Origin of the sequence: Allocoprobacillus halotolerans, assembly GCF_024399475.1 — a bacterium.
GTDB classification, from domain to species: Bacteria; Bacillota_I; Bacilli_A; order Erysipelotrichales; family Coprobacillaceae; genus Allocoprobacillus; species Allocoprobacillus halotolerans.
Genome location: NZ_CP101620.1, coordinates 89,011 through 109,549, shown reverse-complemented (window position 1 = coordinate 109,549; position 20,539 = coordinate 89,011). Strand labels below are relative to the sequence as shown.

At 31.8% G+C, this 20,539-nt stretch carries 28 protein-coding genes and 1 pseudogene; 23 read left to right on the top strand and 6 right to left on the bottom strand.

Translation table 11 applies throughout. The features are described 5' to 3' along the window. Position 1 precedes the first annotated feature (1 nt). From NMU03_RS00640 to NMU03_RS00620, 5 genes are all read left to right on the top strand, one after another. Positions 2-169 carry a hypothetical protein gene (locus tag NMU03_RS00640; RefSeq protein WP_290140426.1) on the top strand — a complete coding sequence of 56 codons (168 nt, stop codon included), beginning with the start codon at positions 2-4 and terminating at the stop codon, positions 167-169. A gap of 56 nt (positions 170-225) precedes the next feature. Continuing rightward, entirely contained in the window at positions 226-648 is a 423-nt protein-coding gene (locus NMU03_RS00635) for a hypothetical protein (RefSeq protein ID WP_290140424.1), read from the top strand. A 77-nt stretch (positions 649-725) separates the two neighbouring features. Next, positions 726-992 (top strand): DUF6275 family protein, encoded by a 267-nt coding sequence (locus NMU03_RS00630; protein ID WP_290140422.1) that lies wholly within the window; start codon positions 726-728, stop codon positions 990-992. Between the two features lie 15 nt (positions 993-1,007). After that, a complete protein-coding gene (locus NMU03_RS00625; RefSeq protein WP_290140421.1) occupies positions 1,008-1,460 on the top strand; it encodes a phage holin family protein in 453 nt (150 codons plus the stop codon). A 52-nt stretch (positions 1,461-1,512) separates the two neighbouring features. Further along, positions 1,513-2,373: a CHAP domain-containing protein gene (locus NMU03_RS00620; protein WP_290140419.1), complete on the top strand. Its 861-nt coding sequence runs from the start codon at positions 1,513-1,515 to the stop codon at positions 2,371-2,373. A gap of 351 nt (positions 2,374-2,724) precedes the next feature. On the opposite strand, the gene NMU03_RS00615 is transcribed toward NMU03_RS00620, so the two are convergent. The 3 genes from NMU03_RS00615 to NMU03_RS00605 form a co-directional block, all read right to left on the bottom strand. Further along, positions 2,725-3,723: a GGGtGRT protein gene (locus NMU03_RS00615; RefSeq protein ID WP_290140416.1), complete on the bottom strand. Its 999-nt coding sequence runs from the start codon at positions 3,721-3,723 to the stop codon at positions 2,725-2,727. Between the two features lie 13 nt (positions 3,724-3,736). Next, positions 3,737-4,429 (bottom strand): iron-sulfur cluster assembly scaffold protein, encoded by a 693-nt coding sequence (locus tag NMU03_RS00610; RefSeq protein ID WP_290140415.1) that lies wholly within the window; start codon positions 4,427-4,429, stop codon positions 3,737-3,739. A 260-nt stretch (positions 4,430-4,689) separates the two neighbouring features. Continuing rightward, positions 4,690-5,040: a helix-turn-helix domain-containing protein gene (locus tag NMU03_RS00605; protein ID WP_290140413.1), complete on the bottom strand. Its 351-nt coding sequence runs from the start codon at positions 5,038-5,040 to the stop codon at positions 4,690-4,692. Between the two features lie 151 nt (positions 5,041-5,191). Between NMU03_RS00605 and NMU03_RS00600 the strand changes: the two genes are divergently transcribed. The 13 genes and pseudogenes from NMU03_RS00600 (at position 5,192) to NMU03_RS00540 (ending at position 14,604) form a co-directional block, all read left to right on the top strand. Next, complete coding sequence (locus tag NMU03_RS00600) at positions 5,192-5,872, top strand: hypothetical protein (protein ID WP_290140412.1); 681 nt, start codon at positions 5,192-5,194, stop codon at positions 5,870-5,872. Positions 5,873-5,955: 83 nt separating this feature from the next. Further along, positions 5,956-6,441 (top strand): RNA polymerase sigma factor, encoded by a 486-nt coding sequence (locus NMU03_RS00595; RefSeq protein ID WP_290140411.1) that lies wholly within the window; start codon positions 5,956-5,958, stop codon positions 6,439-6,441. Positions 6,442-6,462: 21 nt separating this feature from the next. Then, entirely contained in the window at positions 6,463-6,624 is a 162-nt protein-coding gene (locus NMU03_RS00590; protein WP_290140409.1) for a hypothetical protein, read from the top strand. Further along, positions 6,621-7,877: a PepSY domain-containing protein gene (locus NMU03_RS00585; RefSeq protein WP_290140407.1), complete on the top strand. Its 1,257-nt coding sequence runs from the start codon at positions 6,621-6,623 to the stop codon at positions 7,875-7,877. Before NMU03_RS00590 ends, NMU03_RS00585 begins: the two co-directional genes overlap by 4 nt. A gap of 87 nt (positions 7,878-7,964) precedes the next feature. Then, a pseudogene (gene vanR, locus NMU03_RS00580) lies at positions 7,965-8,644 on the top strand (VanR-ABDEGLN family response regulator transcription factor). Continuing rightward, positions 8,637-9,071, top strand: a complete 435-nt coding sequence (locus NMU03_RS00575) for a hypothetical protein (RefSeq protein ID WP_290140406.1) — start codon at positions 8,637-8,639, stop codon at positions 9,069-9,071. Before vanR ends, NMU03_RS00575 begins: the two are co-directional and overlap by 8 nt. Then, positions 9,068-9,733 carry a sensor histidine kinase gene (locus NMU03_RS00570; protein ID WP_290140404.1) on the top strand — a complete coding sequence of 222 codons (666 nt, stop codon included), beginning with the start codon at positions 9,068-9,070 and terminating at the stop codon, positions 9,731-9,733. Before NMU03_RS00575 ends, NMU03_RS00570 begins: the two co-directional genes overlap by 4 nt. 69 nt (positions 9,734-9,802) lie before the next feature. Then, positions 9,803-10,564, top strand: coding sequence for a C39 family peptidase (locus NMU03_RS00565; RefSeq protein ID WP_290140402.1), 762 nt, complete (start codon positions 9,803-9,805; stop codon positions 10,562-10,564). Positions 10,565-10,612: 48 nt separating this feature from the next. Next, positions 10,613-11,497 carry a methylenetetrahydrofolate reductase [NAD(P)H] gene (metF, locus tag NMU03_RS00560; RefSeq protein ID WP_290140400.1) on the top strand — a complete coding sequence of 295 codons (885 nt, stop codon included), beginning with the start codon at positions 10,613-10,615 and terminating at the stop codon, positions 11,495-11,497. After that, positions 11,490-12,119 carry an ABC transporter substrate-binding protein gene (locus NMU03_RS00555; protein WP_290140399.1) on the top strand — a complete coding sequence of 210 codons (630 nt, stop codon included), beginning with the start codon at positions 11,490-11,492 and terminating at the stop codon, positions 12,117-12,119. The genes metF and NMU03_RS00555 overlap by 8 nt, the downstream gene beginning before the upstream one ends. A 28-nt stretch (positions 12,120-12,147) precedes the next feature. Next, entirely contained in the window at positions 12,148-13,080 is a 933-nt protein-coding gene (locus tag NMU03_RS00550) for a homocysteine S-methyltransferase family protein (RefSeq protein WP_290140398.1), read from the top strand. Then, a complete protein-coding gene (locus NMU03_RS00545; RefSeq protein WP_353956724.1) occupies positions 13,053-14,447 on the top strand; it encodes a dihydropteroate synthase in 1,395 nt (464 codons plus the stop codon). Before NMU03_RS00550 ends, NMU03_RS00545 begins: the two co-directional genes overlap by 28 nt. A gap of 10 nt (positions 14,448-14,457) precedes the next feature. Beyond that, entirely contained in the window at positions 14,458-14,604 is a 147-nt protein-coding gene (locus NMU03_RS00540) for a hypothetical protein (protein ID WP_290140397.1), read from the top strand. 90 nt (positions 14,605-14,694) lie between these two features. On the opposite strand, the gene NMU03_RS17435 is transcribed toward NMU03_RS00540, so the two are convergent. Beyond that, entirely contained in the window at positions 14,695-15,732 is a 1,038-nt protein-coding gene (locus NMU03_RS17435) for an ABC-F family ATP-binding cassette domain-containing protein (RefSeq protein WP_353956641.1), read from the bottom strand. Between the two features lie 17 nt (positions 15,733-15,749). Continuing rightward, positions 15,750-16,430 (bottom strand): ATP-binding cassette domain-containing protein, encoded by a 681-nt coding sequence (locus tag NMU03_RS17430; protein WP_353956640.1) that lies wholly within the window; start codon positions 16,428-16,430, stop codon positions 15,750-15,752. 76 nt (positions 16,431-16,506) lie between these two features. Between NMU03_RS17430 and NMU03_RS00530 the strand changes: the two genes are divergently transcribed. From NMU03_RS00530 to NMU03_RS00520, 3 genes are read left to right on the top strand one after another with little or no spacing between them, the layout of a single operon-like run. Beyond that, positions 16,507-17,163 carry a Tim44 domain-containing protein gene (locus NMU03_RS00530; RefSeq protein ID WP_290140396.1) on the top strand — a complete coding sequence of 219 codons (657 nt, stop codon included), beginning with the start codon at positions 16,507-16,509 and terminating at the stop codon, positions 17,161-17,163. Then, positions 17,160-17,873 (top strand): restriction endonuclease, encoded by a 714-nt coding sequence (locus NMU03_RS00525; RefSeq protein ID WP_290140394.1) that lies wholly within the window; start codon positions 17,160-17,162, stop codon positions 17,871-17,873. The genes NMU03_RS00530 and NMU03_RS00525 overlap by 4 nt, the downstream gene beginning before the upstream one ends. 41 nt (positions 17,874-17,914) lie before the next feature. Continuing rightward, positions 17,915-19,237 carry a M18 family aminopeptidase gene (locus NMU03_RS00520; protein WP_290140392.1) on the top strand — a complete coding sequence of 441 codons (1,323 nt, stop codon included), beginning with the start codon at positions 17,915-17,917 and terminating at the stop codon, positions 19,235-19,237. A 43-nt stretch (positions 19,238-19,280) separates the two neighbouring features. Here the strand turns inward: NMU03_RS00520 and NMU03_RS00515 are convergent, their stop codons facing one another. Further along, positions 19,281-19,493, bottom strand: coding sequence for a hypothetical protein (locus NMU03_RS00515; RefSeq protein WP_290140391.1), 213 nt, complete (start codon positions 19,491-19,493; stop codon positions 19,281-19,283). A gap of 133 nt (positions 19,494-19,626) precedes the next feature. Here NMU03_RS00515 and NMU03_RS00510 point away from each other — a divergent pair, with 133 nt between their 5' ends. Both NMU03_RS00510 and NMU03_RS00505 read left to right on the top strand, forming a co-directional pair. Then, positions 19,627-20,142: a LysR family transcriptional regulator gene (locus tag NMU03_RS00510; RefSeq protein ID WP_353956723.1), complete on the top strand. Its 516-nt coding sequence runs from the start codon at positions 19,627-19,629 to the stop codon at positions 20,140-20,142. Beyond that, positions 20,139-20,531 carry a LysR substrate-binding domain-containing protein gene (locus tag NMU03_RS00505; RefSeq protein ID WP_290140389.1) on the top strand — a complete coding sequence of 131 codons (393 nt, stop codon included), beginning with the start codon at positions 20,139-20,141 and terminating at the stop codon, positions 20,529-20,531. The genes NMU03_RS00510 and NMU03_RS00505 overlap by 4 nt, the downstream gene beginning before the upstream one ends. Positions 20,532-20,539 lie beyond the last annotated feature (8 nt).

Here is a 20,539-nt window from a genome sequence, read left to right as displayed (position 1 = left end):
TATGAAAGATATTATTAAATTAGATGAAAATAATCGCTGTGTACGTGCTAATTGCATATATACAAAAGAAGATACAACAGTAGAATATGAGTTTGAGAACGAAGAAGAAAGAATGAGTTTTTTGATAATCTTCAGGATTATGTTTATCAGGATGGAAAGTTTGTTTTAGATGAACAGCCTAGTACAGAAAATAAAAAAGCAGAACAAGAAGCTCAACTTCAAAAAATGATGTTAGCAAATGCGAGAGCAACTTTCTTGATTGAACTTCCTGATGCACAAGCCGCCACTATTCCTTACTGTTATCCAACATGGAAATCATTTGTTGGTAAACCATTGACAAAACTAAATGAACAAGGAAAAGAAAACCGTATAGAATACGGTGGTGAGTTGTGGAAAGTAAGAAATGACATTCCTGTTGTATTAGAAAATCAAGCACCAGGAATTGAAACAGCAGCATTATATGAAAGAATTGATATTGAACATGCAGGAACATTAGAAGATCCGATTCCATATGATCAGACAATGACAGTGTATAAGGGCAAGTATTACATTGAAAATGAAAAGATATATAAATGTATTAGAGATTCAGAACAACCGTTATATGCGACGTGTGAAAGCCTTGTAGGCAACTACTTTGAATTAGTTTAACAATTGAATATTGAATATTGTAATTAAGGCGTTCTTAGATGGGTGTTTTTTTATTTTAATGAAAGGAAATTAGAAGGATGGGTAACAAAGAGTTTATTGAATTATGTATTAAATCAGTGGTTGATTATTTTAATGAACATGCTGATAAAACAGACAACAAACACATCACAAATGAAGATGTATTTGTTGTGTGGTCATGTAAAGCACTTCAAAATAATAAAGCATTGCTAAGTACAACTGTTTCAGATGGTATGTATTATGAATGTACTTTTAATGGTGACAAGAAGCAGCTTTATCTTGATGCTTATAAGAAATGGGAAAACAAATGTATTGAAGTACAGTAGACAGAGGTGGAGGTTATGAAAAACATGAATTATATGGATTCATACAATGCTGTCCTAGGTAGCATTGTAGCAGTTCTAAGCTTTGTGTTCGGCGAACATTGGATTTTGTTCGCAATTTTCTTGTTATTTAATATCGCTGACTGGCTAACAGGTTGGATGAAGTCACGAATGGCCGGCAAAGAAAATAGCATGAAAGGATGGCAAGGAGTATTAAAGAAACTAGGGTACTGGTTGATGATCCTTGTTGCCTTTGCAGCAAGTGCAGTTTTTATAGAAATTGGAAATACCTTAGGAATGGACTTAGGCATCACAACGCTTTTAGGTTACTTTGTTCTAGCTTCGCTATTGGTTAATGAATTAAGAAGCATTTTAGAGAATTTCGTAGAAGCTGGCTACAATGTGCCTAATATATTAGTTAAAGGTTTAGAGGTTGCTGATAAAGTTGTTAATCAGGAAGAACAAGAGTAGTCATTTGGCTGCTCTTTTAAATTGGAAAAATAAAAATTAGGAGGAAATAATTATGAGTTGTACAAGTACACAGATTATTAATCAAGCAAAATCATGGATTGGATGTAAGGAAAGCAATGGAAGTCATAAAAAAATCATTGATGTCTATAATTCTCAAAAGTCCTTGGCTAGAGGATACAAAGCGAAGTACACCGATTCTTGGTGTGCTATCTTTGTAAGCGCATGTGCTGTTAAATGTGGGGCAACAGACATCATTCCAACAGAATGTAGCTGTGGAAATATGATTGAACTCATGAAGAAAAAAGGCATCTGGATTGAAGACGATAATATCACTCCGAAAGCTGGAGATATTATTATGTACGATTGGGATAAAAAAGACGGTTGGCCAGAACACGTTGGAATTGTTGAGAAAGTGAGTGGGAAAACAATCACTGTAATCGAAGGTAACAAATCAGATGCAGTAGGTAGACGTACAATAACAGTAGGTAACGCTTCTATTCGTGGATATGGGCGTCCAAAATATAAAGCATCTACATCATCTAGTTCTTCTAGTTCATCATCTAAAAATAAGATTGATGTAGATGGATGGTGGGGACCAAAGACAACAAAATTAGCACAGAAAGTATTTGGTACAGAACAGGATGGAAAAGTATCACACCAATTTAAAGCGTACAAATCACAAAATCCAGGATTGCAAAGCGATACGTTTGAATGGGTGACTGATCCAGGAAAATCTTATTCACCTTTAATTAAAGCTATCCAAAAATGGTGTGGAGCAACACAGGATGGGCATATTGGACCTAACACAATTAAAAAAATGCAGAAAAAACTCGGTACACCAGTAGATGGTGTATGTAGTGGACCATCAGATGTTGTAAAAGCGTTCCAGAAATATTTAAACAGTAAACAGTAAGGCATAAGATATGGTAAGCTTTATTTTTGTAAAAATACAATATCGAGCACAAACGATTGACCACGAGTATATGCCCTTGTGGCTCTATTCTCGTCCGTTGTATGTAATTAAAGAAACACCAGATACTGTTGTTGTAAGATACAATAATTCAGAGTTCTACACATATGAATTCGACAAGAAATATATAGAAAAAAGCCTCTAGCCATTATGGTTAGAGGTGTTTTTTTGTGCCTTTAGGGTGTCGAAAAGGTGTCGAAAAGGTGTCAAAAAGTAAATTGCCCTAATTTGAAAAATAAAAATAATTTATACTGAAATAAAAAAAGTCCTGATAAAATCAAGACTTTTTAAAGATTATTTACAAGCTTCTTCGATTGCTACAGCAACAGCAACAGTTGCTCCAACCATTGGGTTGTTACCCATACCGATTAATCCCATCATTTCTACGTGAGCAGGAACTGATGAAGAACCAGCAAATTGAGCATCACTGTGCATACGTCCCATAGTATCTGTCATACCATAAGAAGCAGGACCAGCAGCCATATTATCAGGATGTAATGTACGTCCTGTTCCTCCACCTGAAGCTACTGAGAAATATTTTTTACCTTGTTCTACACATTCTTTTTTATAAGTACCAGCAACTGGATGTTGGAAACGAGTAGGGTTAGTAGAGTTACCAGTGATAGAAACGTCTACACCTTCTTTGTGCATAATTGCAACACCTTCACGAACATCATCAGCACCATAGCAGTTAACTTTTGCTCTTGGACCATCTGAATAAGCAGTTCTTGAAACTTCTTTGACTTCACCTGTGAAATAATCGAATTGAGTTTCTACATAAGTGAAACCGTTGATTCTTGAGATGATTTTAGCAGCATCTTTTCCTAAACCATTTAAGATAACTCTAAGAGGTTTAGTTCTAACTTTATTTGCTTTTTCAGCAATTTTAATAGCTCCTTCAGCAGCAGCAAATGATTCATGTCCAGCTAAGAAAGCAAAACATTCAGTTTTTTCATCTAATAACATAGATCCTAAGTTACCATGACCTAAACCAACTTTACGATCATCAGCAACTGATCCTGGAATACAGAATGATTGTAAACCAATACCGATAGTTTTTGCAGCGTCTACAGCTTTTGTATCCCCATTTTTAATAGCCATAGCAGCACCAACTGTATAAGCCCAGCAAGCATTTTCAAAACAGATTGGTTGAGTTGATTTAACGATGTTATAAACATCAATACCTTTTTCATCACAAATTGCTTTAGCTTCTTCAATTGATTTAATATCATATTTCGCTAATGCAGCGTTAATTTGATCGATTCTACGTTCATAATTTTCAAATAATGCCATTTTCGTACCTCCATTATTCCTTTCTTGGATCGATGTATTTTGCAGCACTATCGAATCTACCGTAAGTACCAGTAGCTTCTTTAATTGCTTCATTAGCATCTTTTCCAGCTTTAACCATATCCATCATTCTTCCAAGATTAATGAATTCATAACCAATGATTTCATTGTTTTCATCTAAAGCGAGTCTGTTAATATAACCTTCAGTTAATTCAAGATATCTAGGTCCTTTTAATTTTGTTGAATAAGCAGTACCAAGCATACTTCTTAATCCTTTACCTAAATCTTCAAGACCAGAACCAACTGTAAGTCCTCCTTCAGAGAAAGCAGATTGAGTACGACCATAAACAATTTGTAAGAATAATTCTCTCATTGCTGTGTTAATAGCATCACAAACTAAGTCAGTATTTAAACCTTCTAATAAAGTTTTACCAACTAAAGCTTCACTTGCCATTGCGGCAGAATGAGTCATACCTGAACAACCAAGTGTTTCAATTAATGCTTCTTCGATAATTCCTTCTTTAACATTTAAAGTTAATTTACATGCACCTTGTTGAGGAGCACACCAACCAACACCATGTGTTAATCCAGAAATATCTTTGATTTCTCTTGAATATACCCATTTTCCTTCTTCAGGAATTGGAGCACATCCATGACTTGCACCGCGTGCAACAGTACACATTTCTTCTACTTCTTTTGTATAAATCATTTTTTTACTCCTTTCATCTTCAAAATGATTAGCCAGACAAATCAGAAAATTGTGTAACTTTTCTGATTGTGGTGAAGGAATTTCACCTACTGTGATTATAAGTCAAATAGCCTCTAAAGTCAATGTAGACAGTGCTTTCAAGATGAAAAAAATGTCAAATTTAAAGAATATATAAGTTTACTTATTGCAAATATTTATTTTGTGTAGTATAATAAAATTGCTTAAAGTAAATATCGATATTAAAAAAAGAAATAGCATAACTATTCCTTTATATCTTTCATCTTTTCAAGAAGTTTTAAAAATGATTGTATGTTTTCTAAAAATAGTTCACGTTCTTTATTTGAAAGTTTTCTCATCTCACGAAGAACTTTTGCTTCCTCTTTATTTTGAATAACGAGATCAAGATTTCCATGACTTTCTAGATTTAAAAGATGATTTAAATCAATATCAAGAATCCTGCAAATGTCAGCGAGAATATCTAAACGTGGAAAATTTGTATCAGTTACATATGCTGAGAAAGCACCTGCTGAAATATTTAATTTTTTAGCAATTTCCTTTTGTGTCATATTCTTTTCTTCAAGTTTAGCTGCAAAAATTTTACCAAGTTTCAACATGTTTCTCACCTCATTTTTTACATTATATCGAAGTGTTAGGAATATCTGTGAAATATTCAGAAATAATAGATTTTAATTTGATATCTATTTAAACTGTTGATATAATGAATAAATAGATAAATATGTAACTATTTAAGGGGCTGACAATATGTATATTAATGATTTTTTTGATTCTCTCACTTTATTACAATCTTCATATCAATTTATAGATGAGGATTTTTTTCAAGATAAACAATATATTCAAACATTAACACAAGATCAATTAAGTGGTGATATACTTTATCAACAGAAAGCACAATATTATCTTATCTATAAACAAGAATTTTCAGATCAGTTATATGCTTATGGTCTTGATGATTTATATCATTATATTGATGAACTTTTTCATTTTCAGATTACAGTTCCGATTTCACAAGCTATTTATTTAGAAGCCGCTGTTTTAGAAGCACTCTATTTATATGATCATTTATTTTATAAACATTTTCATAATTCATTGACTCATTTATTATTACCTTTACCATATCTTTATAATCTTTTTTGTGGACAAATAGAAAAAAATCAAAAAGCTTATCCTAAAACATATATGATTCCTATTCTACAACAATTATTTATGTCACGTTTTTATTATTTTCTGATTCAATACTGTTATATTCGTTTTCAATGTCAACAACATCATTCATTGACACATCCCTATCATTTTGATTTACTTGTTCAAAATAAATTAACACAATATTTAAAATCAAAACCAATTCAACATATTACTGATCTTACATTTTTAGAAAACATCATTCTTGATGAATATATTCAATCTTTGCAAAATGATTCTTAGGAATCATTTTTTTAGAAAAAAATAAAAATTTATGCAATAATATAACTGATAATATCATTAGTATAGTGAAAGGGGGAAAAATTATGAATCAAAAGGAAATAGATAATCTCATTCTTCAGATTCCCCATCAAGATAATGCTTTAGATATTTTATATGAACAAACAAAAACAAGTGTTTTTGCATATATCATGAGCATTATTAAAAACTATGATGATAGTAGTGACATTTTACAGGAAGTTTATGTGAAACTTTATTTAGCGACTAAAAATTATAAGTCACAGAAAAAACCACTGGCATGGATTTATACCATCGCAAGAAATGAATGTTATTTACATTTAAGAAGACAAAATTTAACGCAGGAATATCAAGATCATCTTTATTGTCCACCTGAAACAGATATGCATACGAAAATGATTTTAGAATATTTGTTTGAAAGTTTAAATGATCAAGAAAGAGAAGTCATTATTATGCATTCATTATGGGGGCTTAAACATCATGAAATTGCCAGTATGCTAGATATTCCTATCGCAACATCCTTGTCAAGTTATCATCGTGGTATGAAAAAATGAAAAAGATAGGAGCGAAGACTTATGAATGAAATCAAAAAAGCTTTTACAAAAATAACGCCTCATCGCTTAGATGATATTAAAGAAGAATTAAAAAGCAGAGATGAAAATATTGTTATAGAAACTAAAAAGAAAAAAGACGTTATCTCTTTGCTTTACCAGTTGTTGCCTTGTGTACAGCTATGATATTGATGTTATTACCTGCAACCAATGCAGTTCAGACAGTTGTTGGATTGGATGTGAATCCAAGTGTAGAATTAAATTTAAATGACGATTATAAAATTGTTGAAGTGAAAACAAATAATGAAGATGGTAAAAAAATAGTTGGAGATATGGATTTGACGGGTAGTGATATAGAAGTTGGTGTTAATGCATTGATTGGAGCCATGTTAAAGGAAGGATATATTGATGAGCTTAAAAACTCATTATTGATTTCAGTAACTGGTGAAAATGAACAAGAAAATGAAAAATTAAGACAACAACTTTCTTTAAATATTGAAGAACTTTTGAAAGCTAGTGATATTAATGGTTCAATTGTCTCACAGACAATCAGTGATAAAGAGATTGAAGCTCTTGCTAAACAATATCAAATTTCAGTTGGAAAAGCTGAAATTATTCAACAGCTTGTTGCAAAGAATTCTTTATATACATTTGATTCATTAAAAGATTTATCGATTCATGAATTGAATTTATTATTACAAAGTAATCAAGTTGAACAAGTTTCGATTACTGGAAACGCTAGCGAAAGTGGTTATATTGGTAAAGATAAGGCACAAAGTATTGCTTTAGCAGACGCTAATGTTTCGAATCCAATAATGAAAAAAGTAGAAATGGATTATGATGATGGTGTGATGGTGTATGAAGTTGAATTCTATAAAGATCAAATCGAATATGATTATGAAATTAATGCCACAACTGGTGAAATTATCAAGAAAGAAAAAGATCAAGAACATGCAACGCATTCTTCAAGTCATTCATCAAATCAGTCATCATCGTCATCAAGTCAATCATCTAATCAATCTTCTTCATCTGGTCAGATTTCACAGAGTCAAGCCAAATCTATTGCACAAAAACATGCTGGTGTTAGTTCAGTGAGTCAAGAAAAGATTGAAAAAGATTATGATGATGGTATTTATGAATACGAATATGAATTTGTCAGTGGGTCTTATAAATATGAATATAAGATTAATGCGACAACTGGTTCTATATTAAAAAATGAAAAAGAATATGTTGGTGAAGTCAAAATTTCTCAAGATGAAGCTAAACAAAATGCTTTCCAACATGCCAATGTTTCATCATCAAATGTTTATGATGTAGAAGTAGAATTAGATGATTATCATTATGAGGTTTCATTTAAATCAGGAAATTATGAATATGATTATAAAATTAATGCCTCTAATGGATCAATCATCTCACATGAAAAAGAATATGATGATTAGAAGAAGTGAAAACTTCTTCTTTTTTCTTAATAAATTCTTAAGACTTTCACATGAATGATGTAATATAATGTTACAAGAGGTGGAAATATGAATATTTTAGTTGTCGATGATGAAAAAGAAATTGCTGATTTAATTGAATTATATTTAAAAAATGAAAATTATCAGGTGTTTAAGTTTTATAATGGTTGTGATGCTTTGCGTTGTGTCGAAACAGAGGATATAGATTTGGCAGTATTAGATATCATGTTACCAGATATTGATGGCTTAAAAATATGTTCAAAGATACGTGAAACAAAGATTTTTCCCATCATTATGTTAACGGCTAAGGAAACAGAAATAGATAAAATTACTGGTTTAACAATGGGAGCTGATGATTATGTCACGAAACCATTTCGTCCTTTAGAATTGATGGCAAGAATCAAAGCACAATTACGTCGTTATGCAATGATGTCACCAAAAAAGATGAATCCGTTTTAACAATTGGTGCTTTAACGATTGATAAAGATAATCATCATTGTTATTTAGATAATCAATTGTTGTCTTTAACGCCAACAGAATTTTCTATTTTATGGCTACTTTGCGTTAATAAAGGAAAAGTTGTTAGTGTTGATCAGATTTTTCATGATTTGTGGGGTGAAAAATATTATACCAATTCTAGTAGTTCCATTATGGTTCATATTCGTCATTTAAGAGAAAAGATGAATGATTCGGCTGAAAATCCACGTTATATCCAAACAGTATGGGGAGTAGGTTATAAAATTGAATAAAGATTATACAAAGAAATTCCAACATGAAGTTGTCAAAATACATATCTTAATTACAGCCAGTTGTTTTGTATTTATTCTTTTTATCTATTTTTATATGGATTATTTTTATAATGGTGCTTTTATTAATTTTTTACAGGAGTATTTTGGATGGGATTTTGCTCATTTTGCCTTAAGAAATCAAAAAACAATTATTTTTATGGTAATTATCATGGTTGTTTTATTGAATTCAGTTATTGTTGAAATCTATGCCATTCAAAAAATATCCCGTGTTTTTTCACAAATTAAAATTCTTTTTCAAAAAGATGATCAAAGAATTGTTTTAGACGATTCTTTATATGAATTAGAAAATGATTTAAATGCTTTAAAAGAGAAAGCATTGAAAATGAAAAGAAAGCGATTGATGAAGTCCAACATAAAGTTGATATGATTGCTTATTTGGCTCATGATATTAAGACACCCTTAGCTTCAGTTATTGGTTATTTATGCTTGTTGGATGAAACACCTCATTTACCAGAAGATTTACGACATCAATATACGCATATTACTTTAGAAAAAGCTTATCGTTTAGAAAGATTGATTAATGAGTTTTTTGATATTGCCAAGTTAAATCAAACTTATTCACCATTACATAAAGAAAATATTCATTTACTTTATTTATTGGAACAAATGAAAGAAGAATTTTATCCATTAACATCACAAAAAGACCAAAAGATTGTTATTGATGTTCAAGAAGATTTATTGGTTTATGTAGATGCTCAAAAAATGGCAAGAGTATTTAATAATATCTTAAAAAATGCTTTTCATTATAGTTATGAACATACAACGATTAATATTCATGCCTATCAAGATGAAAGTTATGTACATATTGTTTTTGAAAATGATGGGGATACCATACCACAAGATAAGATTCAAAAAATCTTTAAACAATTTTATCGTTTAGATGAATCACGTAATTCTAAGACGGGTGGGTCAGGACTTGGTTTATCGATTGCAAAAACTATTGTTGAACAACATCATGGCTTGATTAAAGTATCCAGTCAAAACCAACATACTATCTTTGATGTGATGTTACCTCTTCATGAACTTTAGAAAATCTTAATAAATTATTAAAAAAATATATTTTTTTGTCCTCTATAATATTTTTATGGAGGATTTTTTATGAGAAGGAGAATTATAGTTTTTATTGCGGTGTTAGTGATACCGATTTTGATTTTATTAGCTGATCATTTTATATTAAAAGAAGATATCCGTTTACCTTATGATTATGATACCTCTAGTAAGTGGTATCAAATTGTTGAAAATTCTAATGATTATCCTAAAGAACTCATCAATCTGGCTATGCAAAATAAAGAAACGATTCCTTTTGTGGCTGATTATCCAGTGGCTCATACCAAAGATGTTTCAACCAATGTCCATCGTGATTTACAAAGTGAAACGATGCCCCATTTCTTACAGTGGGATCAGCGTTGGGGATATAAACAATATGGGGATGAGATGATGGCTATCAATGGCTGTGGGCCAACTTGTTTATCGATGGTTGTCAGTTATTTAACACAAAACGGACGTTACAATCCTTACTATATGGCTTGTTATAGTGAACAAAATGGTTATTATTATCAAGAGGGTTCATCATGGCAGTTGATGATTGCTGGGGCTAAGGCTTGTGGTATTGAAGCATGTCAGATTGCTTTGGATGAAGATATGATTATATCTCAACTTATGCTAAATCATCCTATTATTTGTTCTGTTTCTAAAGGTACTTTTACGTCTACGGGACATTTTATTGTTTTGTCTGAGTATCAGGATGGAAAAATAAAAGTATTAGATCCTAATAGTGAAAAGAAAAGTGGATACTATACTTATGATGAGTTATCTTATCAAATTAGAAATTTATGGGCATATAGTAAGAATAGTTTTTGACTATTCTTTTTTTGTATTATAAAATAGAAAAAAATGGAGGTTAAGCATATGAAAATATCTGAAATATTAAAAAAGAAAGCAACCATTTCTTTTGAAGTCTTTCCACCTAAAAATAAAGAAGGAGATATTTCATCTATATATTATACAATTGAAGAATTATCAAAATTAAATCCTGATTTTATTAGTGTGACTTATGGGGCAGGAGGTTCAACCAAAGGAAAAACAGTAGAAATAGCTTCAACGATTAAAAATCAATACAATATTGAAGCTGTAACTCATTTAACTTGTATTTCCTCAACAAAAGAAGAAATTATAGACATCTGTCAACAATTAAAAGCAAATCATATTGAAAATATATTATCTTTACGTGGTGATTATCCTCAAGATGGCTTACAACATGAACTGTCTTTTCACTATGCAAAAGAATTAAATGAATTTATTTCATCTCATTTTCCTGATGATTTTTGTTTGTCAGGCGCTTGTTATCCAGAAGTTCATCAGGAAGCCAGTTGTTTAGAAGATGATCTTCAAGCATTAAAAGCTAAAGTGGATGCTGGTGCTGAGTATTTAATTACACAGATTTTCTTTGATAATCATTATTATTATCGTCTTGTGAAAGAGGCAAGAAAAAGAGGTATTACAGTACCGATTATTGCAGGGATTATGCCGGTGACACATTCTAAATCATTATTAAAAACTGCCAAACTATGTGGCTGTTCCATTCCTTATGAGTTATCAACAATGATTGAATCTTATTATCATTATCCTCAAGCCATGAAAGAAATTGGCATCAATTATGCAACCCATCAAATTATTGATTTAATTACCAATGGGGTGGATGGTATTCATATTTATACAATGAATAAACCGGAAATTGCCAAAGCAATTTTTGAAAGTATTCCAACAGTTTTAAAAGAGTTGAATCATGAATAAACAAGTCATTAGACATTATCTTCGTGCGAAAACTTTGATGGATGCCCATAGTGAACAATTGATTGATGAATGTATTCAAGAAGTGAAACAGATTGCTCAATTTAAAGTGGTGTATCAGCTTTATTGTTTATCCCATCAGCCACTCATGTTAGAAGAAGTCAAGCTTCTTTTAGATTCCAAGGATTTAGCTTTTTATTTACAAGAATGTAAACAGTGTATGATTATTGCCTGTACATTAGGGGTTTTGATTGATCGTCAAATGAAATATTATGAACATCTTGATATGAGTAAAGCTGTGGTGTTTGATGCTGTGAGTAATGCTTATTTAGAAGAATGTTGTGATGCTTATCAAAAAACATTAGGTTTTGAGTCCTATACTTTTCGATTAGCACCAGGCTATGGAGATATTCCTTTAGAGTTGAATAAATCTTTTGCATCATTGTTAGAAATGAATAAAAAACTAGGTGTGAGTTTTAATGATGCGGGTTTGTTAATTCCAATGAAGTCGATGATTGGTATTGTGGGTATTGGACAAAAAGTGAAAAAAACATGTTTATCATGTCTACGTAAAGAAAGTTGTGAATTGAGGAGAGGGGGACAAAGATGTTACGTGAAAGATTAAAAAAGAGTTATTGATTTTTGATGGTGCAATGGGATCGATGTTGCAAAAGAAAGGTTTAAAGGCAGGAGAGATTCCTGAAGTATATAATATTGAACATCCTGAAATGATTGTGGATATTCATAAACAATATTTACAAGCAGGGGCTGATTTTATTACAGCCAATACATTTGGCTGTAATCCTTTAAAAATGCAGGATAGTGGCTATTGTTATTGTGATTTATTGAAAGCAGCTGTACAAAATGCTAAAAAGGCAAGGGATGAAGTCAATCCTGATGCCTATATTGTTTTAGATATTGGTCCGATTGGACAGTTATTAGAACCTTTAGGAACATTAACTTTTGATGAAGCATATGAAATGATTGCTTCACAGGTTTTAATGGTGAAAGATGATGTTGATGTTGTTTTATTGGAAACAATGACAGATTTATATGAAGTCAAAACCGGGATTTTAGCGGTTAAAGAAAATAGCGATTTACCAGTATTTGTGACTATGACATTTGAAGCACATCAAAGAACATTAACGGGAACGGATCCCTTAACTTTTGTCAATGTTGTGGAAGGGTTGAAAGTCGATGCTTTAGGTGTTAATTGTTCACTTGGACCGATTGAATTATTACCGATTGTCAAGACGTTGTTGAAATATGCATCTGTGCCAGTGATTGTACAACCTAATGCCGGGTTACCTTGCTTAGAACATGGACAGACTTGTTATCCAATGAATAGTGTTGATTTTGTTGAAGCAATGCAGGAATATGCTAAGTTAGGTGTCAATATTATTGGAGGATGTTGTGGTACGACACCGGAATTTATTGCTGGTTTAAAACAACACATGCCTACATACACTCAGCCTCGAGTTGTGTCACCTTATACCGCTGTTTCCAGTGCTCAACAGACTGTGATTTTTGATGGTCATGTTGTTGTTTGTGGTGAAAGATTAAACCCTACGGGAAAAAGAAATTAAAAGCGGCTTTAAAAGAAGGCGATTATGAAGAATATGTCAAAGAAGCAATCCAACAACAAAGAGCAGGTGCTCAGGTATTAGATGTGAATGTTGGCTTACCTGGGATTGATGAAACACAGGTGATGGTCAAAATTATTAAAATGTTGCAGGAAGTCATTGATTTACCTTTACAGATTGATTCATCTTCTTTTGAAGTGATTGAAAAAGCCTGTCGTTATTATAATGGAAAACCATTGATTAATTCAGTGAATGCAAAAGATGAAGTGATGGAAGCTATTTTTCCAATTGTTGAAAAATATGGTGGTGTTGTGATTGGATTAACACTTGAAGATGGTATTCCTTTATATGCCAGTGAAAGATTTGGATTAGCCAAAAAGATTATTGAAAAAGCCAAAACTTATCATATTGATAAAAAAGACATCATTATTGATTGTTTAACATTAACTGCATCAGCTCAACAAAAAGAAGTCCAAGAAACACTCAAGGCTTTGTCAATGGTTAAAAACCAATTATCCGTTTATACAACTTTAGGTGTATCCAATGTTTCATTTGGTTTACCTAATCGTCCTTTATTAAATCGTACGTTTTTAGCGTTAGCTTTACATGCTGGACTTGATTTACCTATTATTAATCCATTGGATCAACAATTGATGGATACAATTGATGCTTATCGTGTTTTATCGTATCAAGATCAGGATGCTATTCAATATATTGAAAAACAATCGAACCAGATCATGCAACCTGTTAAACCAACCACATCATTTACACTGCAAGAGATGATCATTCATGGCTTAAAAGATGAAGTGAAACAAAAAACCAAAGACATGCTTCAAAGTCAACCGGCTTTAGAAATCATTAATCAAATCATTATTCCAGCCTTGAATCAAGTCGGAAGTGATTATGAAAAAAATCGTATCTTTTTACCTCAATTGATTCAATCAGCCGAAACAACCAAACTGGCATTTGAAGTAATTAAAACAACCTTTACTCAACAAAGTGCGACAAAAGCAACTGTTTTAATGTGTACGGTTGAAGGAGATGTGCATGATATTGGAAAAAACATTGTGAAAGTGATTTTAGAAAGCTATGGTTATCAAGTCATTGATTTAGGCAAAGATGTGAAAGTTGAACGTGTGGTAGAAGCCTATCAACAATATCATCCCCAAGCGATTGGTTTAAGTGCTTTGATGACGACAACAGTTGTCAATATGCAAAAAACAATTCAAGCTTTAAAAGAAGTTCATTGTGATTGCCCAATTTGGGTAGGTGGTGCTGTTTTAACAGAAGAAATTGCGAAAGACATTGGTGCCGATTATTATTGCCAGGATGCGATGGCATCAGTGACATTACTACAAAATATTTTATAGGAGGCTTATTATGGGATTAAAAGTGAAAATGGATTCAACTGATTTAGAAGAAATTGAAACAGAAATTCCTTTGTTTGCGACTATTGAAGATAGTCAAGATATTCAAGTTGATGAACAAACAACAATTAAAATACAAGTTAAAGAAACACAAGAGTAGTTTGATACAATTTAGACTCTAAAAAAGAAGATATGATTTTATTGATACCAATAATTTCAAATCTTCTTTTTTGTTGCGATTCAACAAGAATTACGAACGTGACTGTTCTTGCTTTTCTAATAAAGTTAACCAACGTGTACTTTTTGTTTCGATTTCATTTTCTAGTTGCTCACGTTGATTGGAAAGTTCTTGGATAGATGCAAAATCACTGACATGATTTAATTGTTCATCAATGTCTGCTAATTGCTTTTCTAAAGTGGGGATGCTTTCTTCTAACATTTCTAATTCTTTCTTTTCATGATATGTCAATTTGATTATACGTTCTTTTTTAGGCTTGTTTGATTCTTTCTTTGGCTTTGATGTTGTTTGTGAAGTCATCAACATATAATCACTATATCCTCCATTATGAACAGTTATATGATGATTATTGAAAACAAAAAGGGTATCACAAAGACGATCTAAAAAATAACGATCATGGGAAACAGTGATGACAATACCTTGAAAACTATCTAAATAATCTTCTAAGATTTGTAAAGTGGTAATATCTAAATCATTGGTTGGTTCGTCCAATAATAAAACATTAGGGGCACTCATTAAAATCTTTAATAAGTATAAACGTCTTTTTTCACCACCAGATAAACGTTCAATAGGTGTATATTGCATATTTGTATCAAATAAGAATTTTTCGCACATTTGTTTTGCTGAAAATTCTCCTTGTCGAGTTTTGAGATAACGGGCAACATCTTGTATGTAATCAATGACTTTTTGTTGAGGATTCATATCTTCATGACCTTGTTTAAAATAACCCATGCGAATGGTTTCACCATATTCAATATAACCTTGTATTGGCTGTAATTCACCAGCGATAATATTTAATAATGTGGATTTACCTGAGCCATTCATTCCCAAAATACCAACACGTTCATTTCTTTTGAATGGATAATCAAAAGGTTCAAATAAAAGCTGTTCAAAGCTATGAGAAACATGGTGGAGCGTTATAGTTTTATTTCCTAGACGAGATGCCATATCAATTATTTCTAAGTTTTGTTGAACTGGTAAATCAGCCTGTTGACTCAAATCTTCATATCTTTGTAAACGTCCTTTGTTTTTGGTTGTACGGGCCTGCACACCAGCACGCACCCATTCTAATTCTTTTTTAAGAACTGCTTTCTTTTATGTTGAGCATTTTGTAAACTTTCTTCACGCAAAGCTTTTTGTTCTAGGTAAAGTGAGTAGTTCGCCTCATAAAAATAGAGTTGCCCATGTTCTAATTCCATCATACGATGAGTAATACGCTCTAAAAAATAACGATCATGGGTAATCATCACTAAACCTTTATTGAACTTCAATAGGAATTTTTCTAGATAGTTAATCATTTCATAATCTAAATGGTTGGTTGGCTCATCTAATAAAAGCAAGTCACATGGTTTAATTAATGTGATAGCAAGAGCAACACGCTTTTTTTGTCCTCCTGATAATTGTTCAATTGGTTGAAGATGATTGGTAATCTGAAAACGATTGAGAATAGCCTTGATTTCATAGTCCTCAATATCATGACCCACTTCTTCATACACTTGTTGTAAAACTGTATAGTGAGGTTTGAATTGAGGATTTTGAGGTAAGTAATTGATACGAATATCTTTCTTTTTGATGATTTCTCCATTATAATCTTCTTGACCAGCTAAAATTTTTAAAAGCGTTGATTTTCCTGTTCCATTTAAACCAACAAGTCCAATCTTATCGTGGTCTTCAATAGAAAAAGAAATGTCTTTTGCAATACATTTTAAATTGTTATATTTATTAAGATGTGATACACTCATTAACATAATTCATAATTCTCCTTTATTGTTCTATTGTACCATGACTTTTGGTTTTGTAAATATTTTATAGGAAGTGATGATTGTGAAAAAAGGAATAACATTCTTGATTGTTTTTATGTTGATGTTGCAGCCTGTTTTTGTCCGTGCTGGTGGAGGTGGAGGACACAGCTCTTTGCCTCATACCAGTCATCAACGAGGAAACGGATCACCCTTGGTAGGTATTATGGGTGTCAGTGCTTGTATAGGTATGACAGTTTATTGGAGACGCAAAAAAGCCAGATTAATGTATCAAGAAATTGAAGAAAATTTATTAGAGGCTTATAGTCAAGATACGTTTTGGAATGAAAAAAATTTAAAAAATAAAGTCAGAGAACAATATTTTATTATTCAAAATGCATGGTCTAACCAAGACCTTAAAATATTGAAACAACATTTAAGTGAGTATCTTTATGAACAATGGCAAATGAAAATTGAATGGCAACAGTTTCAGGAACAATCCAAGCTTTTAGAACATATTCAACTTTTTAAAGTCATGATTGTTGATTTACATGATGCGATAGATAATCATCAAGATTATTTTTGGGTTTATATTGAACGCAAAATGCAAGATTCTTTTATCGAAGGAGGTCAAGTGACTGATAGTCATAATGAGACTTTTGTAGAATATTGGAAATTTATCCGTCATGGTAATGATATTTTACTTGATGAAATGAAACAACAGGATGAAGTTGAATCATGATTAGATTTATTTTTAGATGTTTAGGATGGATTGTGGGATTTATTGGGCATCTATTTGGTTTCCTTTTTGGTTCTTTATTTGGTTGGATTCCTCGTTTAAAGAAACATATGACGGGTGTTGAATTTGAGGAATATGTCTATGAAATCTTAAAATGTTCAGGTTATAAACATGTACGTTTAACGCCTCAAAGTGGTGATTATGGAATTGACATTCTTGCAACTTATCGAGGTGTTCATTATGCTTTTCAATGTAAATATTATAGTAAACCCGTTGGTGTCAGCGCGATTCAGCAAGCTTATAGTGGCTGTGAGTATTATGACTGTGATGAGGCTATTGTGGTGACAAATCAAACATTTACACGTCAGGCTTACGCTTTAGCTAACAGCAATGGAGTTATTTTATGGGATGGTGAAAAACTGGCAAAGATGCGACGTATTGCCAATCGTCATGCTTTCTTTTATCGTTTTCGCCATAAAGAAGTTTTGCATCCCTATGCAGATATATTACAAGTTATCTTAGAAGCTGGCTATGCTTCAAGTGATTTACTTTATCAACAATGTCATATTGATCTTTCACGTATTGATTATATTTTAGATGATTTAGAATTTTATGATATTGTATCAAGTGAAGATGAATATGGATTACGTGAAGTCTATATTTCTTCTGTGGAAGAAGGACTTCAATTATTAGAAAAAAGTCCTATTTTATAGAAGATGTGGTATAATGCTAGTATAAATTATGGAGGTATAAAATGTATAAAGAAGTTTCTCAACAATTAATGTCATTTATTCAAGACAGTCCAACTGCATTTCATGCTGTGGATACAATGAAAAAAATTTTGAATGAAAATGGTTATCAAGAATTATCTGAAAGTCAAAAATGGACCATCAAAAAAGGTGGGCAATATTATGTCACACGTAATCAATCAAGTTTGATTGCTTTTCATGTTGGTGAAGATTTAGACCAATATAATTTTCATATTGTGGCATCACACAGTGATTCACCAACTTTTAAATTAAAAGAAAATACTGAGATTGAAGTAAAAAATCATTATGTCATGTTGAATACTGAAGGGTATGGAGGAATGATTTGTTCATCATGGTTTGATCGCCCTTTATCAATTGCTGGACGTGTAATGGTTCGTCAAGATAATACATATCAAACACGTTTATTATCTTTTGATAGAGATCTTGTCTTAATTCCTAATGTGGCCATTCATATGAATCGTACTGTCAATGATGGTTATACATATAATAAACAGATTGATATGTTGCCGCTGTTTGGTGGTGATGAATGTCAAGCTGGTGATTTGAAAAAGATGATTGCGAAAGAATTAGCTGTGAATGATGATGATATTTATGGTTGTGATTTATATTTATATAACCGCATGGCACCATCTATTTGGGGAGCAAATCATGAATTTATTTCTTCACCAAAACTAGATGATTTACAATGTGCCTATACATCTTTACAAGGTTTTTTAAAGGGGCATCATCCTGAATCTATTCAAGTTTTTGCTTGTTTTGATAATGAAGAAGTGGGTTCGGGTACAAAACAAGGTGCAGCTTCAACATTTTTATATGATACTTTATATCGTATTCATCATCAAATTTCACAAAACGATGAAGATTTCTATCGTGCTTTAGCGTCAAGTTTTATGCTCAGTGCTGATAATGCTCATGCCCTGCATCCTAATCACCCTGAAAAAACAGATGCCCAAAACTGTGTTTATATGAATCAGGGTATTGTTGTGAAATCTCATGCTGGACAGAAATATACAAGTGATGCTTTCAGTATTGCAGTGTTTAAAGGATTGTGTGAAAAGGCTGGAGTTCCGCTTCAATTCTTTGCTAATCGTTCTGATGTCTTAGGAGGAAGTACGCTAGGGAATATTGCCATGTCGCAAGTTTCTATGAATTGTGTTGATATTGGTTTGGCTCAACTAGCCATGCATTCGGCTTATGAAACAGCGGGCATGAAAGATTCTTATGATATGATTCGAGTCATGGAAGCTTTTTATAACAGTCATATTGAAGTGATGCATGATGGCGTCATTCAAATGAAAGAGAAATAGTGATAAGATAGTAAAAAATTCTTGCTTTATGGGTAAGAATTTTTTATTGAACTTCAATTTTATGAATTGCGACTAATATTAAAGAAATGATGATAGTGATATAAATAATAACAGATATTAAACCTAGGATATTATCAAAAGATATGGTGGTATGAGGAAATAGGAATGGAATCATAAAAGAAATAATTGAAAAATAAAGAAAAGATAAGGCAACAAAAATAATGATTTGAAAAAATCTTCTTAAAAAAGCATTCATATTCCCAACCTTCTATCCATATTATAACATGGAAAAATGGAAAACTTATGAATGAAAGAGAATGTTTCGATAAAATTGTTTCGTAAAAACAAGGCATGAATCTTTAAAGATAATATAATGGGAATAGGGAGGTCTGGATATAGAATTAAGAGTTTTAAATTATTTTTTAACTGTTGCTAGAGAAGAAAATTTTACACATGCATTACAGATTCTACACATTATTCAACCTACTTTAAGTCGTCAATTAATGCAATTAGAAGACGAACTAGGAACAGCACTCTTTATCAGAGGGAAAAGAAAAGTTTTATTAACTGAAGCTGGAATGATTTTAAAAAGACGTGCTGAGGAAATTTTAGAGCTTAGCCAAAAAGCTCAGCTAGAAATTCAACATCAGATTGATGAAGTTTATGGAGAAATTGTGCTTGCCTGTGGGGTGACAGAGGCAACCAAAACAATGGGAAAATATATGAAAGAATTTCAAAAGATATATCCTCATGTAACTTTTCGTGTTCGCAGTGGAAATAGTGATTTGATTGTGGAATCAGTTGATCGAGGAATTGTGGATATAGGCGTGATTTTAGCGCCAGTGATATTGGATAAATTTGATTCTTTGCAATTACCGAATAATGAAAGATGGGGATTCTTATGACAAAAGATGATGTCTTATCCCAAAAACAATATATTGAAGTTACTAATTTGATGGATAAACCATTGATTAATACTGCTAGAAAAGAAACACAAGCTATTTTAAAAAATTGGGTAGCTTCACAATTATATCATCAATTAAAATTCGTCGCTGTTTGTGAATTAACGACCATTGCATCCATATTGGTTGAACAAGGTATAGGTTATGCAATTGTGATTGAGAGATCTGTTGCAGGTGATAGTGATCATTTATGCTTTAGACCACTAACACCCACATTAATGACATCATCTTTTATTATATGGAAAAAATATCAATCGTTAAGTTATACAATATCTCGATTTATTGATTTTCTTTTACAAAAAATAAGAGAAGACAAAAAGGAAAAACTTTAAAATTTGTT